Annotated in this window: 14 protein-coding genes; 4 read left to right on the plus strand and 10 right to left on the minus strand. The window is 45.3% G+C overall.

The features are described from left to right. Positions 1 to 30: 30 nt before the first annotated feature. From R7P72_RS01440 to R7P72_RS01475, 8 genes are all read right to left on the minus strand, one after another. Positions 31 to 1,332 (minus strand): BatD family protein, encoded by a 1,302-nt coding sequence (locus R7P72_RS01440; RefSeq protein WP_005376543.1) that lies wholly within the window; start codon positions 1,330 to 1,332, stop codon positions 31 to 33. Beyond that, on the minus strand, positions 1,329 to 3,059 hold the full coding sequence (locus tag R7P72_RS01445) for a vWA domain-containing protein (RefSeq protein WP_206954607.1): 1,731 nt from the start codon (positions 3,057 to 3,059) through the stop codon (positions 1,329 to 1,331). Before R7P72_RS01445 ends, R7P72_RS01440 begins: the two co-directional genes overlap by 4 nt. Continuing rightward, entirely contained in the window at positions 3,052 to 4,122 is a 1,071-nt protein-coding gene (locus tag R7P72_RS01450; protein WP_005376545.1) for a vWA domain-containing protein, read from the minus strand. Before R7P72_RS01450 ends, R7P72_RS01445 begins: the two co-directional genes overlap by 8 nt. Beyond that, entirely contained in the window at positions 4,115 to 4,693 is a 579-nt protein-coding gene (locus tag R7P72_RS01455) for a DUF4381 domain-containing protein (RefSeq protein ID WP_005376546.1), read from the minus strand. Before R7P72_RS01455 ends, R7P72_RS01450 begins: the two co-directional genes overlap by 8 nt. Continuing rightward, a complete protein-coding gene (locus tag R7P72_RS01460) occupies positions 4,694 to 5,656 on the minus strand; it encodes a DUF58 domain-containing protein (protein WP_005376547.1) in 963 nt (320 codons plus the stop codon). It abuts the gene before it with no gap. Positions 5,657 to 5,668: 12 nt separating this feature from the next. Next, positions 5,669 to 6,652, minus strand: a complete 984-nt coding sequence (locus R7P72_RS01465; protein WP_005376549.1) for an AAA family ATPase — start codon at positions 6,650 to 6,652, stop codon at positions 5,669 to 5,671. Between the two features lie 85 nt (positions 6,653 to 6,737). Then, complete coding sequence (locus R7P72_RS01470; RefSeq protein ID WP_053303500.1) at positions 6,738 to 8,039, minus strand: anaerobic sulfatase maturase; 1,302 nt, start codon at positions 8,037 to 8,039, stop codon at positions 6,738 to 6,740. Between the two features lie 106 nt (positions 8,040 to 8,145). Continuing rightward, the gene (locus R7P72_RS01475; protein WP_085569083.1) at positions 8,146 to 9,672 is read right to left on the minus strand and encodes an arylsulfatase; all 1,527 of its coding nucleotides are present in this window, start codon (positions 9,670 to 9,672) and stop codon (positions 8,146 to 8,148) included. 141 nt (positions 9,673 to 9,813) lie between these two features. On the opposite strand from R7P72_RS01475, the gene R7P72_RS01480 reads away from it, so the two are divergent. Further along, a complete protein-coding gene (locus R7P72_RS01480) occupies positions 9,814 to 10,671 on the plus strand; it encodes a LysR family transcriptional regulator (RefSeq protein WP_005376559.1) in 858 nt (285 codons plus the stop codon). A 135-nt stretch (positions 10,672 to 10,806) separates the two neighbouring features. On the opposite strand, the gene R7P72_RS01485 is transcribed toward R7P72_RS01480, so the two are convergent. Further along, positions 10,807 to 12,354: an arylsulfatase gene (locus R7P72_RS01485; protein WP_005376560.1), complete on the minus strand. Its 1,548-nt coding sequence runs from the start codon at positions 12,352 to 12,354 to the stop codon at positions 10,807 to 10,809. A gap of 306 nt (positions 12,355 to 12,660) precedes the next feature. Here R7P72_RS01485 and R7P72_RS01490 point away from each other — a divergent pair, with 306 nt between their 5' ends. The 3 genes from R7P72_RS01490 to R7P72_RS01500 all read left to right on the plus strand — a co-directional run bounded on the left by R7P72_RS01490 (position 12,661) and on the right by R7P72_RS01500 (position 15,692). Continuing rightward, positions 12,661 to 13,047: a winged helix-turn-helix domain-containing protein gene (locus R7P72_RS01490; protein ID WP_005376561.1), complete on the plus strand. Its 387-nt coding sequence runs from the start codon at positions 12,661 to 12,663 to the stop codon at positions 13,045 to 13,047. A gap of 80 nt (positions 13,048 to 13,127) precedes the next feature. After that, positions 13,128 to 15,482 carry a fatty acid cis/trans isomerase gene (locus R7P72_RS01495; protein ID WP_005376562.1) on the plus strand — a complete coding sequence of 785 codons (2,355 nt, stop codon included), beginning with the start codon at positions 13,128 to 13,130 and terminating at the stop codon, positions 15,480 to 15,482. 18 nt (positions 15,483 to 15,500) lie between these two features. After that, on the plus strand, positions 15,501 to 15,692 hold the full coding sequence (locus R7P72_RS01500; RefSeq protein WP_005376565.1) for a hypothetical protein: 192 nt from the start codon (positions 15,501 to 15,503) through the stop codon (positions 15,690 to 15,692). 50 nt (positions 15,693 to 15,742) lie between these two features. Here R7P72_RS01500 and torS read toward each other — a convergent pair whose 3' ends face one another. Further along, on the minus strand, positions 15,743 to 18,706 hold the full coding sequence (gene torS, locus R7P72_RS01505; protein WP_005376567.1) for a TMAO reductase system sensor histidine kinase/response regulator TorS: 2,964 nt from the start codon (positions 18,704 to 18,706) through the stop codon (positions 15,743 to 15,745).

Raw genomic sequence — 18,706 nt, forward strand, 5'->3', positions numbered from 1 at the left:
AAAAACGAGGCGCTATATTAGCGCCCCGTTTTATTCATTGTCATCTCTTCCAATGACTTTGTCCAGTTCTGGTAACGCTCGCGGAATACGGAATTTAAAGCGTTTTTGTTTGGTCTGGACTTTGCGCCACATCGACTTCAGTAAATGAGCGCTATTTTCACCATTTTGCATTCGCGACGCACTTTTTTGCCACGATTCACTCGTATCGGCTTTGGTCATTTCTAGCTCGGCCGTATTTAAACGCAATTGTTTGTACAATATGGTCCTTGCTTCAGACCAACGTTTAGCCTTTAACAAACGGTGGAACGTCAGCCATGCTGGTGTCGGTCTGTTGCGGTAGTAACGTTTAATGGCTACCAATGAAATAATCACAAAACCCAGCAACACAAGCGTGGAAACAATCCATTCAAAGTACGTTCTGATGAAGGACTTCAACGTGTGCTTCGCGGCAAAAGTTTTGCCCTCTAACATCACCGTTTCCACTTGCTGAGTCTTACTGTTCCACCAACGGAACTCATAATCCGACAGGGTTAATTCACCACCTTGTTGAATCACGTACACGCTCTCTTCTGTGCGTGTTGACTGGTAATCACCACGTGTTTGCGTATCTGTCAAACGGTGGGGTTGAGGATACGCTTGATAACGGGTTGTTGATTCTCCTTTCAACAAGTCTGGTAGCAATACAGATAGTGAATCTTGAGCCGAAATGGTGATTTTACGCGTGATTGCATCCCCAACTTTGAGTGACTCAGTGGAGGTATCCCACTCTTGCTTTACCTCTACATCTGTTGCAGAAAACCAAGGTGTCTCACCACTCAGCAGGCCCGATGGCAATACGGTTTTGAACTTAATCGGCTGGGTGTAAAGTGTGCCTGACACCTTCTCGCCGTCCGGCGCCGACACCTGAACGCCCACTGCGACAGGTGGAATCACAAAATCACCAGAAGCTTGAGGATACAAAGTCACTTCCCAGCGTTGACGCGACCAAGTTTGTCCCTCTTTTTGCTCAGTAAAGTTGGTTGCTAGTTGATTACGCTGTTTGGCGATAACATTGGGTATTTCAATATTGCCAATTCTCGTACCACCCGTAAACCAACGCGGCGTTGCCACTTCGATGGTTAAAATAACTTGCTCATTGACGCTAAAACTTGGTGTTTTCCGCTTCTCTCCAGCCGTTGGTTGTTTACCAACCCACGCTTGTAACTCAACACCATGCTCTCGTTGAACGTCACGAATATCTTGAGCCAACACACTACTGCTCAGGAGGAAACCGAAACAGATAACTAACCACAAGGGTAAAGCAAAGTGCGTAAAACGGTGGCTTTTCATCATTGCACCGCCTCCTCTGTATTTTCGTTCGCAGTAGAGGTTGATTCTCCGGTTTCTATTGAACGCAATTGAATCTGAAACTTCGCATTTAAGAAGTATTTAGGATCCGCTTCGACTCGCTTTAACCATTTGTCGGCTAATTCTTGGCTACCTAAGATGTCGTCTGCACTTAACGTCTCTTTAATCATCAACTCCGCTGACGTTTTTTCATCCGCCCCTTCTGCGGTTTGAGGGTTGTCGCCTAGCTCGGTTGACGCCTCTTGCTCTGTTCCGGCTTGACTTTCACTCATCTGATTTATCTCATCGACGATGCCAGCAATCACTTTCAAGTTGTGCTCAACATCAGGTCTTAACGACTCGCTCAACGTTGGCTTACTGGCTAGGGATTTTAACAAGTCACGAGCAGCCAAATATTCTCGCTGACGCGCCAATGCGCTCGCCGCATTGTAAAGACCGTAATCTCTAACCTCTTCGGACGGGTCGTTTTGCATTTCCAAAAACGCACTGTGCGCGAGCTCAAACTCGCTAGCGTAGTAGTACGCCGTGCCTTTACGTAATGGATCGACAAAGTGTTTTGCAGCTTCTAAATACGCTTGTTGGTTGAACAAACGCTGTCCTTGTTGATCTGGCGTTAGCCACAAATCCCACCACCATTGCGCCACCTTGTCGAAAGCCGTCACTTTTTGCACAACTTGTGGCTGCTCGGCTTTAACTGAAATGTTCTCGGCCAATGCACTTGTTGGCATCAATAACGTGCCGCTCACCATTACAATCACGCACCACTGCACTAACCACCCTTTTCTAAACCACAGCATCATGATCAGCGCGATTGGGAACAGAATTTGATACCCCATGTCTTTCCAAGGCATTGAAGATTCGCCATTAAGCTGCATATTGCGCTCAACGTATCGATTCAGTTGCTCGATATCACTATTATCGACGGTCACTTCCACCAATCGACCGTTAGCCTGACTAGCCAGTTCTTGTAGAGAATCCAAATCCATTGGGTTGTTACTCACAATGTCAGCATTCCCTGCCGCAAGAATTAACAGTTGATAAGATTTGCCCGAGAAATACGCTTGGTATTGCTCAATCGTGGCTGGATTAACGCCATCACTCACCAACAGAACGGTAGAGCCTGGTTGACCTTGCAATTGTTGGTCAATTAACGGCAAGGCTTTTTCGGCAAGCTTACCTTGCACGGGCATAATTTCTGGCGTAATGGCCGCCAAAAACGGGTCAAATACTTTACTGTCTTGAGTTATAGGCATCGCGACATGAGCACTGCCCGCAAACACGACTAACCCCGTTTTTCCGCCTTTTCGCACGGCTAGCAAATCGCGTATTTTCTGTTTGGAACGCTCAAGGCGGTTTGGTGGGAGATCTTTTTGCAGCATCGATTCGCTGTTATCAAGCACCACCAGCAGAGAGGCTTTATCTTCGCCAAAGGGGGAAGATTCACGTTGCCACGTTGGGCCTGCACAAATCACAATGGCGATGAACACAATCAGCATCAAGAGCTTAAGCGGCAGTTGCTTACGCCAACCTCGCTCACCTATCGTCAAAGCATTGCGTAAATGTTCGGGCAGAATATCCTTCCAGCTTGGCTTGCTTTCTTCTCGCCAGCGTAACCACACCAAGAAAAACATGGGGACCAAAGCCAGTAACCACAGTGGTCGAATAAAATGAAACTGCGTAAAGAATTGCGTCCAACTAAGAGAATCAAACATCGCTATCTCCTAATGATGATCGTGTAACAGCCCTTCTTTTGAGTGTTGCGACGCTGAACGCGAGCAAATGCATGATGACCACTAACGCCATCAAGTAATGATGAAGGCTTTGTTTTGGGCGGTATGTGGTGCTTTCGTAAAGTTGAGGTTCCAGTTTGCCAATTTCGTCGTAGGCAGCCGATAGTTCATCACGGTTGAGTGCTTCAAACGCTTCACCGCCGGATTCTTTCGCAATGCGATGAATCGTGTCCATATCCAACGCGGTTTCACCTATCGTTTCCGGATCGCCCATCGCAATGACGTGTACTCTCACGCCTTTGGCTTTCGCAACTTTCGCCGCATCAATCGGTTCAACAAAACTGCCCGTGTCGTTACCATCGGTTAATACAATCGCGACTTTTTCACGGTTTTGGTCTTGTTCTAAAGCACCACGCGACTGATCGCTTTGCTCAAAAACTTTAATCGCTAAGCCAATCGCATCACCAAGATGGGTACTCTGCCCTGCCATTGCCACATCGGTTTGGTTAAGCAGTTCGAGCCACACTTTTTGGTCTGCGGTAAATGGCGTTTGCACGAAAGCAGCATCACCAAAAAGCACCAAGCCTAATCGGTCACCTTTACGAGACTGAACAAACTCCGACAGCACTTCTTTTGCCGCATCAAGACGAGAAATTTTTTCGCCTGTACGTGAGGTGAAATCTGGCTCGGCCATGGAGCCCGAAAGATCCACCACCACCATCACATCGCGGCCTAAACTCTCGCGAACTTGAGGCTCGCCTAACACGGTGGGTTTTGCCATCGCACACACCACCAAAAGCCATGAAAGAATTAACGTTGCTCGTTGCCACCAACTCGGGGTCAACTGGCTTGCACCTTCTGATGGCGTCTCGCCAATCGCTTCCACCAGCTGACTAAAAAACGGCACTTTGATCGCCATTTGCTTAGTGCGATATGCGGGCACCAAGTAGTACACCACCAACGGCAAGGGCAAAACCAGAAACCACATTGGGTGAGCAAATTCAAAACCTGACAAACCAGTTATCGATGCAAGAAGATCATTCATGTTGACCTCCCTGATGTGCTTTGCGTTTCAATCGTGGTGATTTATTTGCCGCGCTTTTTTGAGCATCACAACGGTGCTCACTCACCCAGTTTTTCGCACGAGCAATAAGCGTTACTCGCTCTTCGTTGGTTAGCGTAACGCTTGGGTCAACAATACTTTGTAGCCAGCACTTTGAAAGCTCATCGTTAAAAACCATTTGCGAGTTTGCTTGAGAATCTTCGGTTTGCGGATACAGCGCATCGAGCTTGCGCAGAAAGGCGGTATCAAACAATTTCGCGTTGCGGCTATCAATATGAATCAGCACTACTTTAAGCACAGAGAACAATACTTTTGGCATGTCTTTGTCGCTCGATTTGATTTGCGAAATCGCCAGTAGAGCTTCTTTTCGGTAACGATTATGCCACCATTGCCGAGCCAATCGATATACGACATACACCAATGCAATGAGCACAACCGCCGCTAAAATTTTCCAGCCAATAGTTTGCGGGTACCAACTCACGCTAGATGGTACAGCCACATCATGCAGCTCTCTGAGTATGTAGGTACTCGGAGGCGTAGGAAGATCACTCATTTAACGCCCTCCTACCAGTTTTTGGAATTGTTTAATGTGCTCACCTGTCGTATCGAGTTCGATGTGCGGAAGGTGTTTCATCGCCATAAGTTGAGAGAGTGATTGACGCTGTAAGCTAGTTCGAGCCTCAAGCTTTGCGCTCGCAGCTTCTACCTTTGCGTTGCTGTCTAAATTGAGTTGATACTGCCCATCACCAACCACCCATTTCGATTTTGCCAAATCGTCTGGTAGCGCTTGTTCTAATGGGTCACTGACCATCACAGCAAGAACATCGTTGTGCTGTTGTAGCTGTTTAAGGTGATCAAGGTGGTGCTCCTCGCAGTCGCTCCAGTCGCTGATAAAAATCAAAGTGGATTGCTTGAGCTTCATGCGTTTAATAAGCTCAATCCATTGACTGAACGTTACTTTTTCGGAATTGCGGGAGTCCACATTGAGCGATTGATTGGCTTTAGCGAGACGTTTAAGTTGCGCCAGAAGATCGTTTTGCGAACGCTGTGCCTTGCTGTGAAACAACGCCTGCTGGGATGCGATGACAAAACCGACTCGGTCGCCATCTTTTAATACTCGCCACCCACACATCGCTGCGATCTCTGCCGCGACAACTGATTTCATTACTTGCGTCGAAGCAAAAAACATTGTGCTTCTCTGGTCGACACACACGATTACGTTGCGATCTTTTTCTTCTGTATAACTGCGTACATGCGGCTTACCCGTACGCATCGTAACTTTCCAATCAAGGTTACGAATATCGTCACCCAATTGGTAATGGCGCAGCTCTTCGAAGTTCAATCCACGACCGCGAAACAACGAATTGTGTCGGCCAGAGAGTACGCTACCCGCCTTTAGGTGAGGAAGTAAACTGAATGATTCTGCTTGTGCTTGCAGACGTACTAAACGAGCGTAATCGCAGTACAAACGGGGATCCATCCCCTGTGATTTTGGCGCAAGAGTTGGCTTAGCCATAATGCCTCCCACTTACCCAATTTCTACACAATCTAGCAGCTCTTGTACGACTCGTTGGTGATCGACTCCGTCTGCTAGTGCGTCGTAGGTCAAAGAAAAACGGTGGCCCAATACAGACGGAACCATGGCACGCACATCGTCAGGAGTCACATGGTCACGTCCTTGCATCCACGCATACGCACGAGCGCATTTGTCGAGTGCGATGGAAGCACGAGGACTAGAGCCAATCTCAATCCATTTTGCTAAGTTTGAATCGGCATAACGCTCTGGCTTACGAGTCGCCATCACTAACGCAACGATGTAGTTTTCCACTAGGTCCGATACCACGATGTTTGGTAACTGACGGCGCGCTTCTAGCACCACGTCTGGCTCGATGTGTTTTGGCGTAATAATTTCGCTGCTGGTTTCCGCACCCAATTCTTCACTGCGCACCAAACGAATGATGTCACGTTCGGCGTCATCTTCTGGATAATCGACGGTAACCTTCATGATAAAGCGGTCCATTTGCGCTTCTGGCAGCGGGTACGTGCCCTCTTGCTCTACAGGGTTTTGCGTTGCAAGCACCATAAATAAGTCTGGCAATACGTGAGTTTTATCGCCTACCGTTATTGTGCCTTCGGCCATGGCTTCAAGCAGTGCCGCTTGTACTTTGGCTGGTGCACGGTTGACCTCATCAGCAAGTACAATGCTGTTAAAAATTGGCCCTGGCTGAAAATGGAGTTGCGGCTTACCATCCAGCTCTTGATAAACCTCAGTACCCGTCACGTCAGATGGTAAAAGATCCGGCGTAAACTGGATTCGACCAAAACTGGTGTTTAACAAGTTCGCCAAAGATTTTACGGAACGTGTTTTTGCCGTTCCCGGTAAACCTTCTAGCAGAATATGCCCATTTGTTAATAACCCGATGACTAAAGCTCGAACCACGTGGCTTTGTCCAATGACGCTTTTTTCTGTTTGTTCGATGAGTTCTTTTATCGCTTGTTGTGCGTGGTTCATAGGATACCTTTTCAATGGTTTAAGCCGTCTTTTCGATAGTTAAGTATAAGAACAAATGAAATAACTTAAGGTTATATTCACTATGTTATCTTTGCGGTTCTTGAGATTGGAGAAGTTGTGCAAGACCAACCAACATCGGTAACGCATAATCAAAGAACATTTTGATTCCCGAACACAAATAGTTTAGACCACTCTCACCATTCGGCGTTTTGATCAAACGGTTTTTTGGGCACTCACCCCAACAATAAGGCAAGTAAGGGCATTGCTTACAATACGTCGGCAATGAATCGCGTTTTGCCATGCCAAAAGTATATTGTCTTGTAGAGAAGGCCATTTCATTCAGTGAGTGTTCATGAATGTTGGCGAGTTTGTATTCTGGATACACATAGTGGTCGCAACTGAACACGTCGCCATTGTGCTCAATCGCCAACCCTTTGCCACAAAACTCCGCCGTCACGCAAAGCTGAGACGGTTTCCCCATTACTTGCGCCACCGCGGTTTCAAACAGATTAACCAGCACACGGCCAAGATCGTTATTCACCCACTCTTCAAAGGTCGCCATTAAAAAGCGTCCCCAGTCTTCAGGATCGACTGACCAATCCGTTACAATCGACATTGGATGCCCCGGTTTAGCCAGATCACTGCCTTTGGTTGGGATCATCTGTTCGTTCCAAAACTGCGGCGCGGTTGTTTGGAAGTTGTTGGCTTCTACCACCGGCGCAAACTGAATATAAGTCACACCCAATTCTTGGGTTAAAAATCGATATACTTCGAGCGGGTATTTCGCATTGTGACGATTCACCGTGACCAACGCGTTGAATTTCACGCCATGCGCTTTGAGCTTATCTACCGCTTTCATCACGAGATCAAACGTTGGCTTACCGCTGCGGGTTTTGCGATATTTGTCGTGCAGTTCTCGTGGTCCATCAATCGACAAGCCAACTAGGAAGTTGTGCTCTTTTAAAAACGCACACCATTCATCGTTTAGCAAAATGCCGTTGGTCTGAAGGTCGTTTTCAATGCGAACGCCTTTCGGCTGATGTTTCTTTTGCAAAGCTACGACATTGCGGAAATAGTCCAACCCAAGCAGCGTCGGCTCCCCGCCCTGCCATGAGAATACAATTTCTTCGCCATCCTGACTTTCGATATAGCTTTTCACGAACGCTTCCAGTGTTGCGTCGTCCATTTTTGGCTGCTTTTCTTGGTGCAGTAGATTTTCTTTATGCAGATAAAAGCAGTACTGACAATCGATGTTGCACTTTGCTCCGCCTGGCTTTGCCATCACATGGAATCGACGGTCATACGCGCCCAGAACCGGCGCTTTAGACGCCGTTTTAAGAGGAACAATAGGCATAGTAGTAGAATGGCGAGGGGAAATCTTACTCATACGTTTCTCACTATTACATATACCCAAATAACCTCGTGAGCGCTGTACAGCAAAAGTGAAGCTATTTGGGTATATAGCGCTCCAAAAAGCGCTATATAATCTTAATTTACTTAGAAGACTTAGGTACGAACGAACCTGCTTCCATACGAGGAGGGAATTCTTTGAATGTACCCATCACCTCTTTCACTGTATCCATTGCTGGCATCATTAAGAATGAACGCTCGTACATCCAACGAGAATAACCCATGCCTTGATCGCCTCGTTCAAATGGATCAATGCTCAAGTCAAAGATCAGTGGCACACGAAGTTTAGTGAACGGCTTACGCCATACATCCATACCCGTTTCATTCTCTTGAATCATAAAGTGGAACTTGTACTTTCCTTGGCGCAATGCCACAAGATCGCCGTCGTCACTCCAGTAAACGAACTCATTTCGTGCGGATTTGTCTGACTTACCCGTTAAATATGGCAGTTGGTTGTAACCGTCTAGGTGAACTTTGTAGTCCATATCGCCAACTTTTTTGCCTTTTAGTAATTCGTCTTTAACTTTGGTATCACCTGCCGCAGCAACTAGTGTCGGGAAAAAGTCCTCTAATGACATCATGCCGTTGAATGTTTTACCTGCCTCAATTTTTCCAGGCCATTTAATCAACATTGGCACACGGAAACTCCCTTCCCAGCCAGTGTTTTTCTCTGAGCGGAACGGTGTCATCCCAGCATCCGGCCACAAATCAACCATAGGGCCGTTGTCAGTGGTGTAAACAATGATTGTATTGTCATCCACACCTAACTCTTTGATCTTGTTAAGTAGCTGACCGATTTGGTCATCGTGCTGCTTAACACCATCCGCGTAGAAACCAGCGCCTGTTTTGCCTTGGTATTCTTCAGGAACATGTGTGAAGTTGTGCATGCGAGTGGTGTTAAACCAAGTAAAGAACGGCTTGTCCGCTTTTACTTGCTTTTCTATGAAGCTCTCTGCGGCATCAAGAAACTCACCATCAACATTTTCCATACGCTTACGCGTTAGTGGACCGGTATCTTCGATTTTGCCGTCAGCGTAAGAATGGATAACGCCACGAGGGCCAAATTTCTTCTTGAACTCCGGATCTTTAGGGTAATCCACGTTCTCTGGCTCTTCTTCTGCGTTCAAATGGTATAGGTTGCCGAAGAATTCATCAAAACCGTGGTTGGTAGGAAGATGCTCGTCTCGGTCACCTAAATGGTTCTTACCAAATTGTCCAGTTGCGTAACCCATTTGTTTAAGCACGGTTGCAATCGTCGGATCTTTTTCCGAGATACCTTCCGGAGCGCCTGGTAAGCCCACTTTTGATAGACCTGTACGTTTTGGCATTTGACCAGTGATGAATGAAGAACGGCCTGCTGTCGAGCTTTGCTGTGCGTAGAAGTTAGTGAACTTCGCACCTTCTTTAGCAATGCTATCGATGTTTGGCGTGTTGTACGCCATCATGCCTTGGTTATAGGTACTAAGGTTCCAGTAACCAACATCATCACCAAAGATGACAAGAATGTTGGGTTTGTCCGCTGCATGTGCAACTGCAGATGCAGCGCCTAATGCTAACGTACATGCGTTAAGTACGAGTTTTTTACTGCTCGTTTTGGTCGCATTTTTCATATTATCTCCAAGAGTTCGCTAGTGCGTAAAAAACGGTATTCGCTTTTCAATACCATTGTTGATATAAGATAAAGCACTAATTTCAGGCGATAAATGCAGTCAAAATTAGTTAACCTATAAATTAAATTTATGAGTGACGTTATGGACTTGAATTTGATCCAAACTTTTCTTGTTGTTGCGGAGTTTCAATCTTATACAAAAGCCGCGGAACAATTAGGGCTTACACAACCTGCTGTGAGCGCTGCAATAAAGCGTTTAGAGCAAGTCGTAGATAAGCAATTATTCGTTAAAAAAGGACGAGGTATCGCACTAACCTCCACCGCTTATCAATTACTGCCGCAATTCCAGCAAGCGGTTAGTATTATTGACAATGCGATATCTGATAGAAATCATTTTGAAGTGTGTTGTTCGGAAATTTTGTTGCACATTATGGACCCGATAAAGAACACTATTTTTTATGAATCACCACCCGAAAAATTCCTATTATTTGAGCTGTTAAGACAACAAAAAGTCGATCTAGTAATCGATACGGTGATCACGAAAGATGCAGCGTTTATTATTGAAGATGCCTATGAGGAAGAAGCCGTGGTTATCTGTCGTGAGAACCATCCCCGTGTACACGGCACGCTCACAAAAGAGCAATTTTATGAGGAAACTCACTGTTTATTTTCAGGAAAATGGAACAACATGTCGGGGTTCGAGCAACTAGCAAAGGAAACAATTCAAGAAAGAAAAGTCGACTTGATCACATCTTCGCTAGCGGGCATGGCGCTGTATGTCGCCCAAAGAGACAGTTTAGGGATCGTGTCTCAATCTTTTGCAAACAAGTGGAGCAAAGCGCTCAAACTTCAAATTTTGCCCTGCCCCATTTCGATACGCTCTATCCCTTACAAGTTCGTCTACCATAAGCGAGAGGTAAACAACCCAGCCCACATCGCTCTACGTGAAAAAATCAAAGCCAACTTAACGGCAGCCCACTACGAACCAATTTGTTTATAAATCTTGTCAATTGAAGCGTTAGGCGTTTTCTTCATCAAGCTTTCTACAAACCTTAATAGATAGAATTTTACAGATAAAAAAAGAGGCTCACTTTAATGAGCCTCTTTCTAGATGTGGAACTTCACTTAGCTTTTCTTACTTATTTGGGTTCTCTTTTAGTTTCTCCATCACTTGATCGAGCGAGAAGCTTGCTGCTTTTTGCCTTGGTGGGAACTCTTTAAACGTTTCAAGGAATCTGCCTACGTAAGCTTGCGCAGGAACAAGCATGTAAGCACGGTCTAGCATCCAATCGTAGTAAGTGTTAGAAGTGATATCAGCCACTTCGTAAGGATCCATACGCAAGTTGAAGATCTTAGGAACACGAAGTGTGGTGAATGGTTCAGCCCAAATACGCAACGTACCTTTTGCTCGTTGCTCCATAAAGACCAGCTTCCATTTGTTATAACGAAGTGCAGTTAAGTCTCCATCATCTGAGAAGTAAAAAATTTCTTCACGTGGGGCCTTATCCTCTTTACCAGTCAAATATGGTAGGAAGTTATAGCCGTCTAGGTGAACTTTGAATTTCTTACCATTCGCACTATAACCTTTGAGCAATTTCTCTTTGATATTGTCATCACCCGCGGCAGCAACGAACGTTGGCATCCAGTCCATGTGATGCATGATATCATTCGAAACAGAGCCAGCTTTAATTTTACCCGGCCAACGTACCATCGCAGGAACTCGGTACGCACCTTCCCAGTTGGTATTTTTCTCTCCACGGAATGGCGTTGTGCCTGCATCTGGCCACGAGTTCATGTGTGGGCCATTATCGGTGGAGTAAAAGACGATTGTGTTGTCTTTAATACCCAAATCATCCACTTTTTTCAGCAGCTGACCTACATGATTATCATGCTCGACCATACCATCTGCATACTCGCTGATGCCTGTTTTTCCAGAGTTCTCTTCTTTCACATGAGTACGGAAGTGCATACGAGTTGCGTTCCACCAGACAAAGAAAGGTTTTTCAGCCTTGACTGCACGATCCATAAAGTCGAGTGCCGCATCTAACGTCTCTTCATCCACGGTTTCCATGCGCTTGCGAGTTAGAGGTCCTGTATCCTCAATTTTGCCATCAGCGTACGAACGGATAACGCCGCGCGGACCGAACTTTTTACGAAACTCAGGATCTTTAGGATAATCGACGTTTTCTGGCTCCTCCTCGGCGTTCAAGTGATAAAGGTTGCCAAAAAATTCATCGAAGCCGTGATTAGTAGGAAGGTGCTCATCTTTATCACCTAAGTGGTTTTTACCAAATTGCCCTGTCATATAGCCCATCGGCTTCAGCATTTCGGCAATGGTTGCGTCCTCTTCCTTCAAGCCAAGATCAGCACCTGGAAGCCCCACTTTACTCAAACCTGTTCTAAGAACGGTTTGGCCCGTAATGAAAGTAGAACGGCCCGCTGTACAAGATTGCTCACCGTAATAGTCAGTGAACATCATGCCTTCTTTGGCGATACTGTCTATATTTGGTGTTTTGTACCCCATCAAGCCAAACGTGTAAGCACTGAGATTGGACTGGCCAATATCATCACCCCAAATGACGAGAATATTTGGTTTCTCTGCTGCGATACTGCTACTTGTCGCACCGATTAAAGCGGCGGCAAGAATCGCTAATCGGCGTTTAACGCCATATTTCGCTGTCATATAAACCTCTGTGTGTATTAGAAAAGTGCTTCCTGCAACAGAATGTATAGTTCACAAATAGCGGATAAGCGAATTTACTAAATGAGAATTCTTTCTATCTTTGCCTAACATTACACCGTTATTTGTAGCTAATACGCACTCCAATAGCACTTTAGTTCAGAGCGCCATCGCATCATTCATCACTACTGGTAATCTCAAGTATTAAGATTGTCTACGCATATCACAGTGCTCATAAAGTACCTGATTGCTTTTATATAAATATTAATGATAATACGTTTTACTACTATTAATAATTAAGGTACCCGTGTGCTTGACTCCAAGGTTTCAAATGGAAAAACTTCCCAATGCCAACACAACGGCGTTCACCATAATGATGAGGAGCTATTACTAGATAAGCGCACTCACTCTGTGGTACTCAATTACTTGCCAAACAAGAAATCTGTTCAGTTAACAAGCATTCAATTTAAGCTGCTGCAAACTCTCACTCACCATCAAGATCAAGTGCTTAGTAAGCATTTTCTTTACGAAACAGTACTAAAACGTGAATTTACTGAACATGATCGAGCACTCGATATGCACATGAGCAGAATGAGAAAGCGTCTAGTTCACGAAGGCGTTCCAACAGACAGAATTCAGACAGTCCACCGCCAGGGTTACATTTTCAAGCGCTCAGACAATCAACAGAAAAATTAACGCTAATTGACCCAACTTTTGGTAATTGACCGCTTATTTTGCTTTAATTAATGCAAATTCTAATCACGTAAAATAACTCAATGAATTTGCGCTTAATTTTTACACTTTGCATTGCTACTTTGTTTGCCGGCTGTGCAACCTATGCTGGTCTTAACTATGACCAACTGTTTGGTCCACAGCTCGTGCGTGAACGCACAGTTGACGTGGAAACCCCTCAAGCAAACTTCTTCCAAAGCGAAGTTAAACCCATTATGGATAACCGCTGTGTCGTCTGCCACGCGTGCTACGATGCACCATGCCAACTTAAGCTCTCTTCTGTTGAGGGCATTGACCGTGGTGCGAGTAAAGCACTGGTATATGAAGGAACAAGACTCACAGCCGCAGCACCAACACGCTTATTCGAAGATGCAGAAACAACCCAAGAGTGGCGCGATGCGGGTTTTCATCCGGTTCTCAACGAACGTGATCAAAGCATGGCAGCCAACATTGATGCAGGACTTATCGCACGTTTGCTACAACAAAAAGAGCGCCACCCATTGCCTGACCAAGTCCAGTTAGAAGGCTTTGACTTTTCGATAGACCGAGAGCAAACCTGTCCGACGATTGAAGAATACGAGCAATACGAGAAGGATAACCCAACCTGGGGCATGCCTTTTGGTATGCCAAATCTATCAAACAGTGAATACCACACACTCATGACTTGGTTGGAACACGGCGCAATAATGAACGTTCACCAACCTGTTAGTGAGAATGAGCAAGCGCAAATAGATAAGTACGAAACATTACTTAACCACTCTGATTTGAAAAATCAGCTGATGGCTAGGTATATATATGAGCATTTGTTTTTATCTCATCTCTACTTTTCGGAACTCGATGAAGATCCCCGATTCTTCACGCTCGTCCGCTCTGCGACACCACCAGGACAGCCCGTCAAACGTATTTCAACGCGTCGCCCGTACGATGATCCAGGGGTTGAACGTGTGTTTTATCGAATTATTCCAGAGCAAGGGACCATAGTAGATAAAACTCACATGCCATTCGCGTTAAACAAGCAACGCATAGAGAACTGGAAAACTTGGTTTATTGATGCTGATTACATGGTTAGTCAGCTACCGAGTTATGAACCAGAAGTTGCTGCAAACCCGATGACATCATTCATCGACCTTCCAGTGAAGTCGCGCTTTAAGTTCATGCTAGATAATGCACAAAATACAATAATGGCATACATCAAAGGCCCAGTTTGTCGTGGCCAACTGGCATTGAATGTTATCAATGATCGCTTTTGGGTGTTTTTCCTTGATCCAGATAAAGCAGACATCCCAGAAGTAAATGAGTTTTACCGATCTCAGGCTGATAATCTAAAACTACCGGCAGAGCAAGAAAGTAACACGCTACCTGTTACCAACTGGGTCAAGTACGCGCGTCAACAAGCTCGCTACCTAGAGGCTAAATCTGAGTTCACTAATAACTGGTTTAAAGAAGGTGAAAACCTATCCACCGATGTAATTTGGGATGGTAATGGCACCAACCATAATGCGGCATTAACGATATTCCGCCATTTTGATAGTGCTTCTGTTGTTCAAGGGTTAGTTGGTGAACAGCCTAAAACAGTGTGGATTCTTGACTACGCGTTACTAGAGCGTATCCACTATTTGCTTGTTGCTGGGTTTGACGTTTACGGTAACTTCGGCCACCAGCTCATGACACGAATGTTTATGGACTTCTTGCGTCTAGAAGGCGAAAGTAACTTTATCTCGTTGTTACCCGCCGATATGCGCCATGAACTTCAATCTAGCTGGTATAAAGATCAAAGCCCGCAGTTGAGTGACTTTTTACAACGAAATGTGAAGCCGTTTAACCAACCAACCAGCGTTCAGTATAAGAGTGACGATCCAAAAACAGAGTTGGTGGAGTTGTTGAGCGAACATGTTTCAGATGTGCTTCTGCCTCGCTACGAAATTCAAGACACGGCTCTTTCTGCGAGTAGTGAAAAGCAACTAAAACGTATTGACCACGTTCGTGGTGAAGGCCTAAAAACCGTTCCGCAAATCACTATGCTTATGGTGAGAAGTCAATCAGGGGAAGATGAACTGTTCACCTTACTTCACAACAATGCACACACAAACATCTCTAGCTTGTTTGATGAAGAAAGTAACCGTGACTTTGCTAACGATGATATGACCATTGTACGCGGCGTTGTGGGAAGCTACCCTGCGGCATTTTTCTCGATCAACGAAAACCAAGTAAAAGATTTTGTCGATCAATTTAGTGCCATCCAAAACGAGTCCGATTACGTTAAGTTATTGGATAATTTTGCGATTCGTAGAAGCTCAGAAAAATTCTGGTCATTTAGCGATCGTTTACACAATTGGTACCGTACAAAACAACCGATCGAATTTGGATTACTTGACTATAATCGTTTTGAGAATCGATGATGATTTAAGGGGGTTCTCATGGGTATCCGAGATAACATTGCCGCTCTTGAACAACAGATTTACGTTGCTTGTTCTGAGGGAGACTACGAAACGGTCAATATGCTTGAGCATCAACTCGAATACTTGCGTGGCAAAGTGGAACATCCTTTTGATGATGACCCTTATGCCCTAGACACTCGATTCGAGTGGGAAGATGACATGACCGAATAGAAAAAACCTCCGGAAAGCCGGAGGTTTTTTTATTTTCAATGCTCGATGGATTACTTCGCCATTAACTCATCCAGAGCTTGAATTGATGCAGACACTTGAGAAACTAAATCATCTTTAGTCGCATTATAGGTATCTAGAGGTTGAGGCGCGGCTTCAATTGCTTGGCAAGCGTTCATTAGCGCAGTTAGTCCTAAACTTCCTGCACTGCCCTTTAATTTATGGGCAAGGTTCTTTACTTCTTTACTATCATTGTCCTCAGCAGACGCTTGCAGCTTGCTTAATACATCGGTGCTGGTGGCTCTAAACAGATTAATAATGTGCAACATCTTATCTCTGCCCAAGATTTTCATATCGGACTCAATCACGCTCGGATTAATGATAACCACATCGGGTTCCTTTGTTTTAGGTGCTTGAACGACCTTTGATTGTAGCTCTTGTTCTTGAGGCGAAATTTGATCAAACGGGGTACAGTCGGCATTTTGTGGCAACAACAACGGCTTTCCGTCTAGCGCATCCTGAATCAATGCCGCGAGTGCCTCTTTTGCCAATGGCTTAGGCAAGTATCCGTCAAAACCAGCGGCTAGATAGCGCTCAACTTCTTCCGCAAAAACGTGCGCAGACACTGCAATCATTGGCGTGACGGCAAGCGCTTTATTGGCCGGCTTATCACACTCAATCCGCTTTAAGCGTTGGATCAACTCAGTTCCATCACAATCAGGGAGGTTGATGTCGACCAAAGCGATATCAAAATCTTGTGTGCTGATCAGTTGCTCTGCTTGTGAGCCGTTTTCTGCCATCACGACTTGGTGCCCCATGCTTTCTAGAAAGCCTTCCGCGACCACTCGGTTGACTTCATTATCTTCTACTAGCAAGACCTTTGCTTTCACTTTGCAACGTGCGGTTGCCACGGTTCCTGTTTCAATAGGTTCGCTTTCCTCTAACGGAATAGAGAACCAGAATCGGCTACCATTTCCCTCTTCGGAATCGACTTCTAAAACACCGCCCATCGCTTCAATGATTCGCTTACTGATGGCAAGTCCAAGCCCCGTGCCTCCAGTTTGGCTCATCCCACCTTCAGCTTGCGTGAAGGCATCAAACAACGTTCTCTGGTATTTTTTGGCAATTCCTATTCCAGTGTCTGATACTTCAAACAGGACTTGCGACTCGTCCTCAGGGTTCAGGCTAACGTAGATATCAATTTCTCCTTCGTCAGTGAACTTAATCGCGTTACCAACGAGATTGTTCAGCACCTGACTGATTCTGGTGACATCCCCTTTCCAGTAGCGACTAACATCACTTTCAATATGGTAGGAGAACAGCAGCTTCTTCTCTTGTGCTCGACTGTTCATTAACTGGAAAGTGTCCTCCACCATTTGGTGTAAATCAAAGCCCATGTGACGAATTTCTAAATGCCCCGCTTCAATCTTGGAGTAATCCAGTACATCATTAAGGATCGCGAGCAACGTTTTACCACTACGATTAATGATTTCCGCATAACGCTTTTGAATTGGGTTGAGGCCTGAGTCAATCAACAAGCGTGCTGTCCCCAACACTCCGTTCATTGGCGTTCTTATCTCATGGCTCATCGTCGCCAAGAATGCCGATTTTGCTCGGCTCGCTTGCTCTGCTTGCTTGCGAGCTTTAGCGTGATTCAAAACCTCTTCATTCAAACGGCGGTTTGCTTGTTTTAACTGCGAAGTGCGCTGCTCAACGAGCTCTTCTAAATGCTCTTTATGCTCCTCAAGCTCTCGCTTGGCTTGAGCTTCACCCTCTGCTACCACTTTTAGTGCTTGCGCGGTATTACGAGCCGTGATGATGGCCTGCCCCATATGCGCCAACTCATCTTTGCCTTTCACTTCCAACTCAACCGCTAAGTTACCCTGCGCCACAGACAGCAACGCAGCGGAATATTCAGCTAACCGCTTCACAACAGAAAGGTACACCACACGCCATAAAATCAGCACCAATACAATCAAACCAACAATTGAAATAACGGTTAGAGACCACTGAGCGAATTTCAGTGTGCTGGTCAATTGGTCTACAGCGACGGTAGTGGTTTTGTTTGAATCATCAACCAATTTGTTGACCGTGCCATTAAGCTCTGAGAACAACTCTAATGTCTTTTGCATCAGTTGTTGTGACTGTTCGTTATTCTCGTATTGCTGCATCAGTATAGAAAATACGACCTGACGCTTACCAAGCTCTATGAGCAGTTGGCTCATTTGCTTAGAGCGCGTAGGATCTTCCACAGCGAGTACACGGCGTTGCATGATTTTGAGGTTGCTATCGAAATCACTTTGAACCTGTTGAATTCGCTCAATATTCGTTAATGTCCGAGCCTCTTCAATCTGATTCAACATTTTAAAGGCCAACAAGTGCAGTTCATGCAATCGCTCAGTCAAATCAAGATCGACCTCCACCAGTGCATCTAGCGCCTGATAAACTTGCGATTTTTTATTCGATTCTAATAAGTCATAAATATGCGTGACGTTAGCAACAGCAATGGTGCTTGTATTCTGAACTTGCGTACGAGTTAGTTGTTCTAGCTCTTCACTGAGCAGACGCATTTCTTCAACACGAGTATCTATCTCTTTTGCAAGCCACAGCTTTTTTTCAACCGAAACACCGAGTTCTGCCAAATTGTCGATAACGTTCTGGACGTTATTCTCTAAAGCTTCTAACAATTGAGAATCGAACGACTCACTCCCGAGCTCCTTGATGTGAGTGAGTAAAGACTCGAGCTGTTCGAACAGCACTCGCCCTGACTCCTTTCTTTCCTGCTCGTTTCTTGCGTTCGACAACATTTGTACAGACGAAATAATACGAGTACTCAACTCAGAGACTTGCCTCGCCTCAATCATGGCGGGAATCGCAGAATCCACGACATTTCTTTCGGTTTTGGCAACCAAAGAAAATCCAGACACACCAATAAGTGCCGATAACATGACCAGTATTGCCATCGCAATGAAAGACAACAAAAGTTTACGACCGATGCTTGCAGTTGCTAGCAGCAT

It is taken from the genome of Vibrio sp. Vb0888 (assembly GCF_033338835.1).
GTDB lineage: Bacteria > Pseudomonadota > Gammaproteobacteria > Enterobacterales > Vibrionaceae > Vibrio > Vibrio alginolyticus.

Coding starts and splice junctions, on each gene's coding strand:
- R7P72_RS01440 (WP_005376543.1), bottom strand. CDS start 1,332: ATGATGAAAAGCCACCGTTTTACGCACTTTGCTTTACCCTTGTGGTTA.
- R7P72_RS01445 (WP_206954607.1), bottom strand. CDS start 3,059: ATGTTTGATTCTCTTAGTTGGACGCAATTCTTTACGCAGTTTCATTTT.
- R7P72_RS01450 (WP_005376545.1), bottom strand. CDS start 4,122: ATGAATGATCTTCTTGCATCGATAACTGGTTTGTCAGGTTTTGAATTT.
- R7P72_RS01455 (WP_005376546.1), bottom strand. CDS start 4,693: ATGAGTGATCTTCCTACGCCTCCGAGTACCTACATACTCAGAGAGCTG.
- R7P72_RS01460 (WP_005376547.1), bottom strand. CDS start 5,656: ATGGCTAAGCCAACTCTTGCGCCAAAATCACAGGGGATGGATCCCCGT.
- R7P72_RS01465 (WP_005376549.1), bottom strand. CDS start 6,652: ATGAACCACGCACAACAAGCGATAAAAGAACTCATCGAACAAACAGAA.
- R7P72_RS01470 (WP_053303500.1), bottom strand. CDS start 8,039: ATGAGTAAGATTTCCCCTCGCCATTCTACTACTATGCCTATTGTTCCT.
- R7P72_RS01475 (WP_085569083.1), bottom strand. CDS start 9,672: ATGAAAAATGCGACCAAAACGAGCAGTAAAAAACTCGTACTTAACGCA.
- R7P72_RS01480 (WP_005376559.1), top strand. CDS start 9,814: ATGGACTTGAATTTGATCCAAACTTTTCTTGTTGTTGCGGAGTTTCAA.
- R7P72_RS01485 (WP_005376560.1), bottom strand. CDS start 12,354: ATGACAGCGAAATATGGCGTTAAACGCCGATTAGCGATTCTTGCCGCC.
- R7P72_RS01495 (WP_005376562.1), top strand. CDS start 13,128: ATGAATTTGCGCTTAATTTTTACACTTTGCATTGCTACTTTGTTTGCC.
- R7P72_RS01500 (WP_005376565.1), top strand. CDS start 15,501: ATGGGTATCCGAGATAACATTGCCGCTCTTGAACAACAGATTTACGTT.
- torS (WP_005376567.1), bottom strand. CDS start 18,706: ATGCTGCTAGCAACTGCAAGCATCGGTCGTAAACTTTTGTTGTCTTTC.